The following is a 14,041-nucleotide window of genomic DNA, read 5'->3' on the forward strand; positions in this document are numbered from 1 at the left end:
ATGCGGAGCCCTATGCAAAGATGAAAAACGAATGATCGGTGATCTCATGATCAAGCAAAAAAAACCGCCTCACTTTTTGGTTGCGAGACGGATTGTTTGTGATTTTTGATCAGATCTTAATTTAATCTTTCAGGCTTTTCATATCGATCACGAATCTGTATTTCACATCGCTTTTCAGCATTCTTTCATAAGCTTCATTGATGTCATGCATTTTGATGATCTCGATATCAGATACAATGTTCTTTTCACCGCAGAAGTCAAGCATCTCCTGTGTTTCTTTGATGCCGCCAATCAATGATCCAGCAACAGAACGTCTTTTGTAGATCATCGGTTTTGTACTTACGGCTTCATTTTCAAACTCACCAATGAATCCTACTAGGACCAAAGTTCCATTCACGGTCAGTGTATTCATGTAAGGATTGATATCGTGCTCGTAAGGAACAGTATCGATGATCAAATCAAATTTATTAAAGGCCGCTTTCATTTCATCTTCATCCGTCGAAATGATCACTTGATCTGCGCCTAATTTTTTAGCATCGTCTGTTTTTCCGGCACTTCTGGAGAAAAGAGAAACTTCTGCGCCTAGACCTTTTGCCAATTTGATGGCCATATGTCCAAGTCCACCCAACCCAACCACGGCCACTTTAGAATTTTCGTTCACATTCCAATGTTTCAGCGGTGACCAAGTCGTGATCCCAGCACAGAGAAGTGGTGCAACTGCAGCCAGATCCAAATTAGCAGGCACATGCAAAACGAAATGCTCGTCCACCACTACAGATTCTGAATAACCACCGTAAGTTCTTTGATTATCTATGTATTTGTCTTTTCCGTTGTAGGTTCCTGTAAAACCATTTTCACAGAATTGCTCAAGATCCTGAGCACAGCTGCTGCAAGTCTTGCAAGAATCTACCATACAGCCAACTGCTGCCAAATCTCCAACTTTGAATTTAGTAACGTCGGCGCCAACTTTGGTGATTCTCCCAACGATCTCATGACCAGGAACGACTGGGTATACAGATCCGCCCCAATCATTTCTTGCCGTGTGAAGATCCGAATGGCAAACGCCACAGTACAGGATGTCTATTTCTACATCCTTTGGCTGGACTTCTCGTCTTTCGATGGTCAAAAGTTCCAAATCGTTATCTGCTGCTTCTGTTCCGAACGCTTTTACTTTGTGTGTGTGCATTATTTTAAATATTTTTACTTAAATTACTACTAATAAGCTAATTGTTTCTGCTCATGAAAAAACTACTGTACAAGTATTATCCTCCTTTTATCAATGTTTATACCGTTTGGCTATTATATTTGCTTTTTTTTATTTCATTTAGAAATTCAGATTCTTCCCATTTTTCAATCAAACCTATTCCGTTTGATACAATTGATGAATATTTTATCGTTATCACCTATTCAAAAATTGATTTTTTCAAAAATATCATTGGAAATATATTTCTTTTTTCACCTTATGGTTTTCTGGGTATTCTCTATCCCAAGCTTAAGAAAGTTGGCTGGTTTATTCTTACTTTTTTTGTGATTATTAATATCGTAGAGTTTTCTCAGTTTTATTTCAAAAGAGGTTTTGCTGATGTTGATGATGTGATTCTTAATACAACAGGTGCTTTGGTTGGCTACTTTATTTACAGGACATTGTTCTATATCAAGGACAGATAACTTTCATTTCCGTTCTCCGGTTGACTTGGTGTTGTTCCTCAGTACAGGCCATGTCATTACTGCATTTATTCAGAAGCTGTGTTTCACCATAGCCTATTGGTCTTAATCTAGCTTTGTCAATTCCTTTTGAGGCCAGATAATCTACAGCAGCATTTGCGCGGTTTTGTGAAAGCGTTTTGTTGTAATCATCAGATGCGCGAGAGTCTGTATGAGAGGCCAGTTCTACTTTGACATTTGGATTATCATTCATAAACTGAACCATTTTATTAAGTTCAGCCTTGGCATCTTCCCGGATGAAAAATTGATCAAGATCGTAATGGATATTCTTCAGATTGATTGGTTTTCCACAGCTCGTTTCTTCCATACATACTTCTAAATTTAAAAAGAGAGTATGCGTCCTATCTGTGTTTTTTGAAGTGATAACTTCTGTTTGCGAGAAATAGTTGCCCTTCTTTCCATAGATATGATACGTCGTGTTCTTGTCTGCTTTGAAATAGAATTTACCCTCCATATTGCTTTTTATTTCGTGGAGGATTTCAGTTTCATTATTTTTAATAACCACCGTTACATCGCGCAAAGGATTTTTAGAATGACAGATATGGACCTGTCCTTTGACAAAAAACTTTTCGCTGTCTGTGGAAAGTTCCTTTTTCAGAGTGGCGTTTTTAACAAACTCAATTTTGTTGGCCTTTGATGCGACAAGTTCGATCGTATTCAGTTTCCCCCTGATCTCGTAATTTTCGGGTTTGATGTTTTTGAAGAAGGCCACACCCTGTGCATTCGTTCTGGCAATATAAGCGCGCTTGCTGCCTTTATAAAGTTCTACAAAAGCATCAGGTAGCAGTAATCCTGTTTCTTTGTCTTTTGCTACAACATTCAGGCTGTATTCGGGCTTTGCTTTTCGGGCATAAAATCGGAAAGTAAGTCCCGCAAAAATGCCAACCGAATGGATCTCGTGATCCAAAGCTGTTGATTTTATGTCCGCATTAGTTGGGGAAATTATATTTTCATTGTCATTTTCTGCAAAGGGAATGTAGCCCGATGCCGTTCCGCTGGTGATAAGAGCTTTCGTTTTGAAATGTTGTAAATAATAACCGCCCACATTCAAACCCACATTCTCCGAGAAAAACCAGTTGAACTCCAGTTCAGCTTTTCCAGAGAAAATGCTTTTATCGTCGTAACCTTTATGAAAATTAAGATGATAAACTGTGGCATTATTACTTGAAACTAATGATGTTTCTCCACCTTTGATAGTAGAGATTCCACCTTTTAGTTTGAAAGTCAATCCCAGATCATCTGTAAGGATCCAACGGAAATTTGGACCGATGCCGAAGAAAGAACGTTGGATTTTGTGGTCTGTGAATGTCGGATCAGATAGTTTTGCGTTTCCCAGATATAGATTTCCGGTCGGATAAGTACTCTTTGGATTATTGGACAAATAATCTGCACCCACTCCCAAACCGATCCAACTGAAATAATAATCTGCAGATAGACCGAGATTCAGGTTTGGCTTATAATCAATATATTTGGTCTGATTGTCATACGAAGGTAGATCTAAACCGCCTTTCAGGGCAACATTAACCTGGTGATCATCAAAAAGAGAGTTTCTAAATTGAGAATGATAAAAATGAACAGTTATTAGGAAGAAAAGAAGTAAAGGTTTTCTCATTTTTTTAGCTTTCTTGGTTGTTACAAATTTACAGAAATTAATAGACAAAAAAATGCCGGTTAAAAACCGGCATCGTATAGTGAAAACAAATAGTTACTGTTTGATAATCTGAGTGATTTTCTGAGTGTTATCATCCAAAGTATATCTCATGAGATATTTTCCCGGACGCAGTCTGTCTAATCTCAGTTCTGTATTATTACTGTTAATGTTATATTCAGCAACTTGTGCTCCCAAAATCGAAAAGAAAGTCACTGTTTTTATTTTAACCGTATTATCTTTTGATCTCAGCATCAAAACATCCTTAGTCGGATTAGGATAAGCAACCAGAACACCATCATCCGTCCTTTGGTTGGGGATACGCGCAGTCTGTGCTTTCATTTCTCCCGAAAATCCTGCTGAAACTACCGTAAATATAATAAAGAATAAAAGTTTTTTCATTCGCTTTAGTCTGTATTTAAACAATTACAACAAATATATTTTAAATAAATTGATTATGCAATAGTCTATCCGTAAAAGTATAATTAAATTTGCATAAATAATTCTAATTAAGATGATCTCAAGAAATAGAAGACTCAGAACCAACGATTCTATCAGAAGTCTTATCCGTGAAACCAGCCTCACAACAAACGATCTGGTATTACCAATGTTTGTCACAGAAGGTGATAACAAAAAAGAAGCCATTTCTGCAATGCCTGGCGTTTTCCGCCAAAGTTTAGATCTTACGGTCAAGACCGTTAAAGAAAATTATGATCTGGGTATCAAAGCCATCAATCTTTATATGAAAGTTTCCGAGAGCCTGAAAGACAACACCGGAAAAGAAGCCTGGAATCCCAACGGATTGATGCAGAACACCATAAAAGCCATCAAAGATGCCGTGCCGGGAATCATCATAATGCCGGATGTCGCCCTAGACCCATACTCTGTTTACGGTCACGACGGCATCATCAAGAACGGAAAAATAGACAACGATTCCACAGTAGAAGCCCTCGTGAAAATGGGAATCTCTCACGCAGAAGCCGGAGCAGACATCTTAGCGCCAAGCGATATGATGGACGGCCGCGTTCTGGCGATGCGAGAAGGTTTGGAGGAAAACGGATTCACAGATGTTGGCATTTTATCCTACGCCGCCAAATATGCCAGTGCCTTCTACGGCCCATTCAGAAGTGCTTTGGACAGTGCGCCAGTCGACGATGAGGACATACCTGCAGATAAAAAAACCTACCAGATGGATTTTCACAATTCCCGCGAAGCAATAGACGAAGTCCTGAGAGACGTGGAAGAAGGTGCCGATATCATTATGATAAAACCCGGAATGCCTTATCTAGACATCGTTTCAAAAATTCGTGAACTCATCACCCAGCCTATCGCAGTGTATCAGGTCAGTGGTGAGTATGCCATGCTGAAAGCCGCTGCCCAAAATGGCTGGATAGACAATGATAAAGTCCTCATAGAAAGCTTAACCAGTTTCAAACGTGCCGGCGCAGATATGATTTTCACCTACGCCGCTCCAGAAGTAGCCAAACTTCTGAATAGATAGTTTTTTTTGGAGCTTCATCCCGCTTTCCGCTGTATCTTTTTTTGTTTGATCACGTTTTGTCATCAAAAACAGATCGGCAGTCAAACAAAAAAAGGATGCCGCTGCAATCGGGGCTATGGGTTACGTTATCCAAAGGTGCTTTGCAAAGATTGCAACTCGACATTTGGAAAAGGAAGCGTCAAGAAATTTTGAAAAATTTAGGTTAAGAAAATGCTACTGTTTGAAGCCGACGCTGGCAAAGCGCTGGCGGCAAGTTTAGAAATTTTAGAAAATTACTCAAAATTTTAGCTGAGTTTCCCACTCTTGGATTTTTGGTTCTTTTGTTTCAGGACAAAAGAACTTGAACCAAAACATAAAATTACAAATCTTCCTCTACCAAACCCTGAGGAAGATTTTTTTTGTTCTTTATCCCAAGACTTTTCAACTTCTGAGTTTGGATCATCAGATTGTCATTCCCGGAACTCAGCTGTTTGAAAGCGTCATTATAAGAATTCTTGGCCTGATCGATATTCTTCCCGATGCGCTCCAGATTATCAACAAAACCTACAAATTTATCGTACAATTTCGCACCTCTATCAGCGATTTCCATGGCATTGCGGTTCTGGTGTTCGCGTTTCCAAAGATCCTGCACCAGTTTGAGAGAAGTGATGAGATTGGTGGGACTTAATAACAAAATCCTTTTGTCATAGGCAAAATTCCAAAGATTGGGGTCGGTTTGCAAAGCCGTCATATACGCCGCTTCGCTTGGAACAAACATCATCACAAAGTCCAAAGATTTGTCAAAATCATCATAAGCTTTCTGGCTCAGCTGCAAGATGTGATTCTTCACAGACTGCAGATGCCGATTCTGTCTCATCGCGAAAACCTCAGGATCTGTTTCATCTGTCATTTCCACAAAAGCGGTGAGAGAAACCTTGCTGTCAATAATGACATTGCGGTTGTCCGGATATTTCACAACAGCATCTGGACGCATTTTCTTGCCGGAAAATTCGGAGAAAACAGCTTTGTTATTTTCGTCCCGGAGTTCGTGCTCCATAAAATATTCCTGATTCTTCCGAAGGCCAGATTTTTCCAGAATACTTTCCAGGATCATTTCGCCCCAGTTGCCTTGGGTTTTGCTTTCGCCTTTCAGCGCGCGGGTTAGTTTTTTGGCATCCTCCGAAATCTGCTGGTTCAGGTCTTTCAGTTCACGCACCTTTTCGCCCAAAGAAAAACGTTCTTTGGATTCCTTTTCATAAGTTTCATTCACCGTGTTTTTCAGTTCATTGATCTTTTCCTGAAACGGCTCAAGGATTAGTTTTAGCTGATTTTGATTCAGTTGCGTGAATTTTTCTGATTTTACTTCCAGAATTTGATTGGCTGTTTTCTCAAACTGAAGCCGGTTTGTTTCCTGAAGTTTTACAAAATTTTCTTTTTGATATTCTATATTTTGCTGCAGATTTTTGTAATGCGCGTTCAGTTCTGCGTTTGTGAAAAGCAGTTCTTCTTTACTTTTTTGTATAGAAGAATTTTCCTTCATCAATTCAAGGTTGTGTCGTTTGAGTTCCTCAATTTTCTGCTGATCATTAAGTTCATTCTCCTGCGCACGGATCAGTTTTTCATTCGTAACATCGAAGGTCTTTTTGCTTACGGAATTTACTTTCATCATGAGAAAAATCAAAATCCCACCCATTGCAAATCCTAAAGCCACATATAATACTGCCATTACTTCTCGTTTTCCAGCTTGTTTTTTGAATCTAGCAAAGCCTTTTTCTCTTTTCCGGAAAGTTCTGGAAATTGTAAATCCATGGCTTCGAGTTGATCAATAATAATCTGAATCGCTGCCACCCTAGAAAACCATTTTTGGTCAGCAGGAATCACAAACCAAGGTGCAGAATCTGTAGATGTCTCTCTGATAGCCTGCTGATAAGCCATCTGGTAATCTTCCCAAAATCCTCTTTCTGTAATGTCGGCAGCAGAGAATTTCCAGTTTTTATCATCTTCTGCAATCCTGTCAAGAAATCTTTCTTTCTGCTCTTCTTTGGAAACATTCAAGAAAATTTTAATGATTTTCGTGCCATTGTTCGCAAGGTGTTTCTCGAAGTTGCGAATGCTATCATACCTGTTCTCCCAAAACTTATCATCAAATTGCTTGACGTCTTTCCACGTGTTTTCACTGAGGTTATATTCTGGATGCACTTTGCAGACCAAAACACTTTCGTAGTGCGACCGGTTGAATATCCCGATTTTGCCTTTTGCAGGAAGCGCAATATAATGTCGCCAGATAAAATCGTGGGCATATTCTTTCGTGCTCGGACTTTTGAAACTGGTCACCTCGCAGCCTTGTGGATTGACGCCGCCGAAAACGTGTTCTATCAAACTGTCCTTCCCCGCAGCGTCCATTGCCTGGAGAACGATCAGTAACGACTGGCTGCCATCCGCATATAATTTTTCCTGAAGCAGGCGGAGCTTTTCTTTTTCGATTTCCAGAAGCTGTTTTGCCTCATCTTTGTTGATTGTGCCGCTGTATTTTGTTTCGTGTTTTTTGATGTCGAATTTCGAATTTTCTTTGATCAGAAAATCATCGGAGAAGTTATAATTCATAGTAATTGCTTTAATGTAAAAGTAAAAAAAAACCGCTCCAACAAAGGAACGGTTTATAAATATTTTTGCCTGTTCTACTATTTAGCAGAAGCTTGTATTTTTTTAGCCTCCTTCTTAGCTGATTTTTTAGCATTAACAGGAACTGCTTTCGCTGTAGCAGCTGGAGATGCAACTGTTAAATTAGCTTGCTGCGCTGTAGCGGCTCCTGCTACATCCTCGACATTTCCTTTGATGTAGAGTACAGATCTGTTGTTTGTAGGGTCATTAGAATAAACTTCGATCAATTTGTTAAAAGCCCCTTTGATTCCTGTGTTGTATCCCACTTTGATCTGAGTCGTTTTCCCAGGTAAGATGGGATCTTTGCTCCACTCTGGAGTAGTACATCCGCAAGAAGGTTTTACTTCGCTGATGATAAGAGGTTTGTCACCCGTATTTTTTACTGTAAAGAATCTGTGGCCATCTGCTCCAGCTTTTACATTTCCGTAATCGAAAGTGGTTTTATCAAATGAGATTGTTTGAGCAGACGCAAAAGCAATGGCGCCTGTCATCAATAATCCTGCAAGAATCTTTTTCATATTTTTTTTGTTTTAATTAAATTTTTGAATAACAAAGTTATAAATAATTTGAATATGTGATGTTAATTTTTTCACATTATCTTATTTTTGCAACTTATAAGCCAAAAATAATTTACGACATGCAGATCGCTGATAAATATAATCCACAAGAAACCGAACAAAAATGGTACGACTTCTGGTTGGAAAACAAATTTTTCCATTCAGAACCGGATGACAGACCGCCTTATACGATTGTAATTCCTCCTCCTAACGTGACGGGGATTCTTCACATGGGACATATGTTGAACAATACCATTCAGGATGTTTTGGTGAGAAGAGCGAGAATGCAGGGCTTCAATGCTTGTTGGGTTCCGGGGACGGATCATGCCTCTATTGCAACAGAAGCAAAAGTGGTTGCAAAACTGAAAGCAGAAGGCATCAGTAAAAAAGATTTGACAAGAGAGGCGTTTCTAAAACACGCTTGGGAATGGACCGATAAATACGGTGGAACAATCCTAGAGCAACTTAAAAAATTGGGATGTTCTTGCGATTGGGACAGGACGAGATTTACACTGGAAGACAATCTTTCCAAGTCGGTGATCAAGGTTTTTGTAGATCTTTATAACAAAGGACTTATCTACAGAGGGTACAAAGTGGTGAACTGGGATCCGGAAGCTCAAACCAATATTTCTGACGAAGAGGTCATCTTCAAAGAGCAAAACGGCAAATTATACTATTTAAAATATAAAATCGAAGGAACAGAGGAATTCTTGACTGTTGCGACCACGCGCCCGGAAACCATCTTCGGCGATGTTGCCGTTTGTGTAAATCCAAATGACGAAAGATACCAACATCTAAAAGGTAAAAATGTGATCGTTCCAATCGTTGATAGGGTCGTTCCTATTATTGAGGACGATTATGTGGATATCGAATTCGGCACCGGCGCGTTGAAAATTACGCCAGCTCACGATATCAATGATTATGAAATCGGACAAAGACACGGCTTGCCAATCATAGATTCTATGGATAATGATGCGGTTCTTAATGAGCACGGCATGCATTACCAAGGCCAGGGAAGATTTACGGTAAGAAAAGATATTGCAAGAGAATTACAGCTTAAAGATCTTTTATTAAAAGCCGAAGATTACGTGAACAAAGTAGGAACCTCCGAAAGAACTGGTGCCGTAATCGAGCCGAAAATTTCTGTACAATGGTTTCTGAAAATGTCAGAAATGGCAAAGCCTGCTTTGGATGTGGTGATGGATGATAAGATCAAATTCCATCCGGAAAAATTCAAAAATACCTACCGCCACTGGATGGAGAATGTTCACGATTGGAACATTTCACGTCAGCTTTGGTGGGGACAGCAGATTCCCGCCTTCTATTACGGAACGGGCGAAAATGAATTTGTCGTAGCAGAAAATATTGAAGATGCTTTAGTTTTAGCAAAAGATAAAACCCACAACTCAGAACTTACAACTGCAGACTTAAAACAAGACGAAGATGCGCTGGATACCTGGTTCTCATCTTGGTTATGGCCAATGTCTGTTTTCGAAGGGATTTTGGATCCGGATAATAAAGACATCAATTATTATTATCCAACAGCGGATCTGGTTACTGGTCCGGATATTATCTTCTTCTGGGTAGCCAGAATGATTATGTCTGGTCTGGAGTACCGCAAAGAAGTACCTTTCAAGAATGTTTATTTTACAGGCATTGTAAGAGATAAGCAAAGGCGAAAAATGTCCAAGCAATTAGGAAACTCACCGGATCCAATAGAACTCATTGAAAAATATGGCGCAGACGGCGTTCGTGTAGGTAGTTTATTAAGTTCTGCCGCCGGTAATGATCTTTTGTTTGATGAAGATCTGATGTTGCAGGGAAGAAATTTTGCGACCAAAATCTGGAACGCTTACAAACTGATCCAGGGTTGGAAACGTGATGGATCTATCAAAGCGCAAAACCACGATCTGCAAATCATCGAATGGTTCGGCGAACAACTGAATAAAACGGTTGGCGAAATCGAAGATCAGTTCTCAAAATTTAGGATTTCTGATGGATTGCACTTGGTGTATAAACTCATTTGGGACGATTTCTGTTCTTGGTATCTGGAAGCGGTGAAACCGAATTTCGGCGAGGCAATCAGCGAAGAAGTTTACCAGAAAACCATTGCTTACTTTGAGGAATTGATGAAACTTCTGCATCCATTTATGCCATTCTTGTCAGAGGAACTTTGGCAATCGATTTCGGACAGAAAAATGGAGGAAGCTTTGATCATTACCCAACAGAAAAAATCTGAAAGTTACAATGAGCAAACGATCAAAGATTTTGATTTTGCTAAAGAAGTGATTTCCGGCGTTAGAAACTACCGTCAGTCAAAAGGAATTTCGCCAAGAGAATCTGTAGAAGTTTTTACCAATGCGACAGAACTGAAAGACGCTGAGGTGATTACGAAACTTTCCAATATTTCTGATATTAATTTTGGGCAGAAAACGGATAAACCGAGTTTCACTTTCTTGGTTGGTTCCAATGAATTCTCCATACCGCTAAGCGAAAATCTTGACCTTGGTGAAGAAAAAATTAAAACCGAAGAGGAAATCAAATATCTGAAAGGTTTCCTGATCTCTGTTGATAAAAAGCTTTCCAACGACAAGTTTGTGGCCAACGCAAAACCGGAAGTTGTAGAAATCGAACGTAAAAAACAGAAAGACGCTCAGGATAAAATTGTTTTGTTAGAAGAAAAACTGAAAAGTTTATAATGACACACATAGAAAACATAAAAAAACTATTCTCCAAAAATTTTGTAGAAAACCCACTTCTGGAAACGTATGAAGCGGGAGAAATTTATATTTCTTCCGGTTTCATCGTCGCCAGTGATCCGCTGATCTCGCCAGATCATTCGGCTTTCCAGCAAGAGTTTCCCAAAGGTCATTTTCCGGTTCATATCTATAAAGAGACCGACTCCAATTGTGTTGCCTATTGCGAAATTGTATTTGATAAAAATCAATTGGCGGAAAACTGGAAACTGGCTTTGTGCGAAGGACAGAACCTCAAAGATCTCAAGAACGAAGAAATCTACGGTTATCTTGTAGAGTCCGGAATGGGAAGCTTTATGGACAAAGACGCTCAGAAGTCTTTGAATCAGTTGGAAAAAGAACTGTTTGATCAAAAAGGTGATGATTTTATGGGCATCTACGAGGCCTTTTTTCATTCGCATTTTTTTGATGAAAATGGTGCAATTGATCAATTTGCAGTGCTCAAACCTTATGAGCAAAAAAGCGAAAATATGGTCGCTTTTGAAACCGGATATGGTGAAGGGTTTTATGCGTCTTATATAGGTTATTCAAAAGATAATCAGGTTGTTAAATTAATTTCTGAATTTATAGAAATTGGTATGGATTAAATTGTTACTTTAGCCTTTACCGAAATCGCAATGGGCGATTCTATTTGACCTTTATAACATCGAATGTTAACCAATGAAACTGAGTAATACAAAACCGCAGATAGTAGTTGTAGGAAGTTCTTCCATAGATCTGATCCTGAAAACTTCTACAATCCCAACAGCCAATAAGACTGTTCTTGCCAGAAATCTATCCAGTTTTCTGGGAGGAAAAGGTGCCAATCAAGCCATTGCCACTTCCCGCTTGGGCGCTCATACTTCGCTTGTAAGCTGTGTGGGGATGGATCCTTACGGACAGCAGGTTTTGAGGAATTTGGATGATGAGAAGGTCAATGTCACCTATGTCTCTGAAGATGAAGACCAAGACACCGGAACAGCATATGTCACTGCATCAGATGAGGGTAATGCCATCGTGGTAATTCCAGCGGCCAATTATAATATTTTCCCAAAAAATATAGACGAGGCCGAAAAATATCTCGCTACCGCAGATCTGATCCTCACGCAAATGGAGATTCCTGCTAAAACGGTAGAATATCTTTTCCAGAAAGCTAAAAAGCTGAATAAGAAAATCGGAATTTATGCAGCACCCGCAAGCAGACTTTCTGAAGAAATCATAGATTATGCAACCTTTATCGTAGCCAAAAGTACAGACCTGGAAATCATCTTTGGTGAGGGCAATCACGAAGATATTATCAAACACCTTCCGAATAAATTATTTGTAAGAGACGGCGCCAACAGCACCAGTTATTTTGATGGCTCAGAAATGAAATATTTCCGTAAAAATCCAAGTACAGAAGCACACAGTATGGGATTGGGAGATGCTTTTACTTCAGGGTTTTCTATTGCACTTCTTCACGGTAATTCTACAGAGGACTGCGTGAAATTTGGCAACGAAGTAGCTTTGAAAGCGGCAGATTACAGAGGCTCTCAGAAAGGTTTACCCTATCTTGATGAGATGAAGGAATTGATATCCCACGCATATTAATACCTGAGAATACCCGGGCACAATTTTCTACTTTTACCGGAATCTAATCGCTTTTCATGAAAAGTATCGATGTTTTAACCGAGGACAATTATACGCTGTCTGTGCATCTTTTTGAACCAGAATCTCCAACTCATAAATTATTGCTGATCAATTCTGCAACAGGTGTCAAACAACAGATCTATTTCTCTTTTGCCCAATTTTTCACAGCGCATGGTTTTACGGTTATTACCTATGATTACCGAGGCATCGGTCTTTCAAAACCGCAGAAAATGAAAGGCTTCCCAGCGTCTATGAGGATCTGGGGAACGGTAGATTATAAAGCCGTCACGCATTTTATTAAAACCAATTTTCCGGAGTATCAGAAATTCTGTCTCGGCCATTCTCTGGGTGCTTTGATATTAGGAATGAATGAAGATTCAAAAATGTTTGACGAATTGGTCTTTGTGGGAACTCAAAACGCTTTTGTAGGCAATTTGAAATTCAAAACAAAAATTGAAGCCTATCTTGGCTTTGGAATCGCGCAGCCATTGACAACCAGTGTTTTGGGTTATTTTCCCGGAAATTGGTTCGGATTGGGAGAAAGTCTGCCGGCAGGAAGTGCCTACGACTGGCGCACCTTGATCCTCCATAAAAGATCAACAAACCAATTGCTGGATAAAGTGACAGATTTCTCAAAAGACCTCACTCAAAAGGTCTTTGTGATCAGAGCAGAAGACGATGATTGGCTGACGGAGAAAGGCGTAAAATCTCTTTTGCAAAACACTTACCCGAATATGAAACCAAGCTATAGATTAATAAAAACCTCCGAATCCGAAAAAAATGAAATTGGGCATATCAATTTTTTCCGAAGTTATAACAGGACACTATGGCATATTATTCTAAAAGAACTTAAGTAATGAAATTGATCAACAACACAATAGAATTCGTAAAACAAAAACTCCAAGGAACAGAATCTGGTCACGACTGGTTTCACATAGAACGCGTCTGGAAAATTAGTTTGCGAATTCAGGAAAAAGAAGGTGGTGAAAAACTGGTAATAGAATTGGCGGCATTATTGCACGATATTGCCGATCCAAAATTCCATAACGGTGACGAAACGGTGGCCTCAAAAATTGTAAACCAATTTCTTACAGAGCAGAAAGTAGACCAGGAAACCATCGCAAAGGTTGTTTTTATCATAGAAAATATGTCTTTTAAAAACCGAAATGAGGCGCCGGAAAATCTGCCTCTGGAACTAAAAATCGTTCAGGATGCTGATCGGTTGGATGCCATTGGCGCCATTGGAATTGCAAGAACTTTTAATTTTGGAGGCTACAAAAACAACCTGATGTATCATCCGGATATAGAACCAAAACTCAATCAGTCCAAAGAAGATTATAAGAAATCAAACGGAACGACCATCAACCATTTCTACGAAAAACTCTTGCTTTTGAAAGATTTGCTCCATACAAAAACGGCCAAAGAGATCGCCGGACACAGACATCAATTGATGCTGCAATTCCTGGAAGAATTCTACAAAGAATGGAATGTGATTTTTTAATTAAAGATAAACCATTATCTTTGTTTCAATGTTGATCATTCTCCTATTAATTTTTCTCATCATTGCACTATTTCTCTCCGCCGTTCGCAGAGAAAAATGGAACTT

Annotated in this window: 13 protein-coding genes; 7 read left to right on the forward strand and 6 right to left on the reverse strand. The window is 39.3% G+C overall.

Annotated elements, in window-relative coordinates; genetic code table 11:
- Positions 1 to 121 precede the first annotated feature (121 nt).
- Positions 122 to 1,186 carry an NAD(P)-dependent alcohol dehydrogenase gene (locus F564_RS0102855; RefSeq protein WP_028121280.1) on the reverse strand — a complete coding sequence of 355 codons (1,065 nt, stop codon included), beginning with the start codon at positions 1,184 to 1,186 and terminating at the stop codon, positions 122 to 124.
- A gap of 53 nt (positions 1,187 to 1,239) precedes the next feature.
- Here F564_RS0102855 and F564_RS0102860 point away from each other — a divergent pair, with 53 nt between their 5' ends.
- Positions 1,240 to 1,668: a VanZ family protein gene (locus F564_RS0102860; protein WP_051259545.1), complete on the forward strand. Its 429-nt coding sequence runs from the start codon at positions 1,240 to 1,242 to the stop codon at positions 1,666 to 1,668.
- Here the strand turns inward: F564_RS0102860 and F564_RS0102865 are convergent.
- Positions 1,655 to 3,337, reverse strand: coding sequence for an OmpA family protein (locus F564_RS0102865; RefSeq protein WP_028121282.1), 1,683 nt, complete (start codon positions 3,335 to 3,337; stop codon positions 1,655 to 1,657). The two genes, F564_RS0102860 and F564_RS0102865, sit on opposite strands and share 14 nt — an antisense overlap.
- 93 nt (positions 3,338 to 3,430) lie before the next feature.
- Positions 3,431 to 3,775: a T9SS type A sorting domain-containing protein gene (locus tag F564_RS0102870; RefSeq protein WP_028121283.1), complete on the reverse strand. Its 345-nt coding sequence runs from the start codon at positions 3,773 to 3,775 to the stop codon at positions 3,431 to 3,433.
- A gap of 106 nt (positions 3,776 to 3,881) precedes the next feature.
- On the opposite strand from F564_RS0102870, the gene hemB reads away from it, so the two are divergent.
- Complete coding sequence (gene hemB / locus F564_RS0102875) at positions 3,882 to 4,874, forward strand: porphobilinogen synthase (RefSeq protein WP_028121284.1); 993 nt, start codon at positions 3,882 to 3,884, stop codon at positions 4,872 to 4,874.
- A 358-nt stretch (positions 4,875 to 5,232) separates the two neighbouring features.
- Here hemB and F564_RS0102880 read toward each other — a convergent pair whose 3' ends face one another.
- From F564_RS0102880 to F564_RS0102890, 3 genes are all read right to left on the reverse strand, one after another.
- Positions 5,233 to 6,579: a DNA recombination protein RmuC gene (locus F564_RS0102880; protein WP_028121285.1), complete on the reverse strand. Its 1,347-nt coding sequence runs from the start codon at positions 6,577 to 6,579 to the stop codon at positions 5,233 to 5,235.
- Positions 6,579 to 7,457 (reverse strand): polyphosphate kinase 2 family protein, encoded by an 879-nt coding sequence (locus F564_RS0102885; protein ID WP_028121286.1) that lies wholly within the window; start codon positions 7,455 to 7,457, stop codon positions 6,579 to 6,581. The genes F564_RS0102880 and F564_RS0102885 overlap by 1 nt, the downstream gene beginning before the upstream one ends.
- A 77-nt stretch (positions 7,458 to 7,534) precedes the next feature.
- The gene (locus F564_RS0102890; RefSeq protein ID WP_028121287.1) at positions 7,535 to 8,032 is read right to left on the reverse strand and encodes a DUF1573 domain-containing protein; all 498 of its coding nucleotides are present in this window, start codon (positions 8,030 to 8,032) and stop codon (positions 7,535 to 7,537) included.
- Between the two features lie 119 nt (positions 8,033 to 8,151).
- Between F564_RS0102890 and F564_RS0102895 the strand changes: the two genes are divergently transcribed.
- The 5 genes from F564_RS0102895 (at position 8,152) to F564_RS0102915 (ending at position 13,936) form a co-directional block, all read left to right on the forward strand.
- Positions 8,152 to 10,770, forward strand: coding sequence for a valine--tRNA ligase (locus F564_RS0102895; protein WP_028121288.1), 2,619 nt, complete (start codon positions 8,152 to 8,154; stop codon positions 10,768 to 10,770).
- Complete coding sequence (locus F564_RS0102900; RefSeq protein WP_028121289.1) at positions 10,770 to 11,414, forward strand: DUF4241 domain-containing protein; 645 nt, start codon at positions 10,770 to 10,772, stop codon at positions 11,412 to 11,414. Before F564_RS0102895 ends, F564_RS0102900 begins: the two co-directional genes overlap by 1 nt.
- Before the next feature lie 73 nt (positions 11,415 to 11,487).
- On the forward strand, positions 11,488 to 12,396 hold the full coding sequence (locus F564_RS0102905) for a ribokinase (protein WP_028121290.1): 909 nt from the start codon (positions 11,488 to 11,490) through the stop codon (positions 12,394 to 12,396).
- A gap of 56 nt (positions 12,397 to 12,452) precedes the next feature.
- Positions 12,453 to 13,292, forward strand: coding sequence for an alpha/beta hydrolase family protein (locus tag F564_RS0102910; protein ID WP_028121291.1), 840 nt, complete (start codon positions 12,453 to 12,455; stop codon positions 13,290 to 13,292).
- On the forward strand, positions 13,292 to 13,936 hold the full coding sequence (locus F564_RS0102915) for an HD domain-containing protein (RefSeq protein ID WP_028121292.1): 645 nt from the start codon (positions 13,292 to 13,294) through the stop codon (positions 13,934 to 13,936). The genes F564_RS0102910 and F564_RS0102915 overlap by 1 nt, the downstream gene beginning before the upstream one ends.
- Positions 13,937 to 14,041: the final 105 nt, after the last annotated feature.

This window comes from Epilithonimonas tenax DSM 16811 (genome assembly GCF_000428485.1).
GTDB lineage: Bacteria > Bacteroidota > Bacteroidia > Flavobacteriales > Weeksellaceae > Epilithonimonas > Epilithonimonas tenax.

Excerpts from the sequence above, each read along its gene's own strand:
- F564_RS0102855 (WP_028121280.1), bottom strand. The coding sequence starts at position 1,186 with ATGCACACACACAAAGTAAAAGCGTTCGGAACAGAAGCAGCAGATAAC.
- F564_RS0102860 (WP_051259545.1), top strand. The coding sequence starts at position 1,240 with ATGAAAAAACTACTGTACAAGTATTATCCTCCTTTTATCAATGTTTAT.
- F564_RS0102865 (WP_028121282.1), bottom strand. The coding sequence starts at position 3,337 with ATGAGAAAACCTTTACTTCTTTTCTTCCTAATAACTGTTCATTTTTAT.
- F564_RS0102870 (WP_028121283.1), bottom strand. The coding sequence starts at position 3,775 with ATGAAAAAACTTTTATTCTTTATTATATTTACGGTAGTTTCAGCAGGA.
- F564_RS0102880 (WP_028121285.1), bottom strand. The coding sequence starts at position 6,579 with ATGGCAGTATTATATGTGGCTTTAGGATTTGCAATGGGTGGGATTTTG.
- F564_RS0102885 (WP_028121286.1), bottom strand. The coding sequence starts at position 7,457 with ATGAATTATAACTTCTCCGATGATTTTCTGATCAAAGAAAATTCGAAA.
- F564_RS0102890 (WP_028121287.1), bottom strand. The coding sequence starts at position 8,032 with ATGAAAAAGATTCTTGCAGGATTATTGATGACAGGCGCCATTGCTTTT.
- F564_RS0102895 (WP_028121288.1), top strand. The coding sequence starts at position 8,152 with ATGCAGATCGCTGATAAATATAATCCACAAGAAACCGAACAAAAATGG.
- F564_RS0102900 (WP_028121289.1), top strand. The coding sequence starts at position 10,770 with ATGACACACATAGAAAACATAAAAAAACTATTCTCCAAAAATTTTGTA.
- F564_RS0102905 (WP_028121290.1), top strand. The coding sequence starts at position 11,488 with ATGAAACTGAGTAATACAAAACCGCAGATAGTAGTTGTAGGAAGTTCT.
- F564_RS0102910 (WP_028121291.1), top strand. The coding sequence starts at position 12,453 with ATGAAAAGTATCGATGTTTTAACCGAGGACAATTATACGCTGTCTGTG.
- F564_RS0102915 (WP_028121292.1), top strand. The coding sequence starts at position 13,292 with ATGAAATTGATCAACAACACAATAGAATTCGTAAAACAAAAACTCCAA.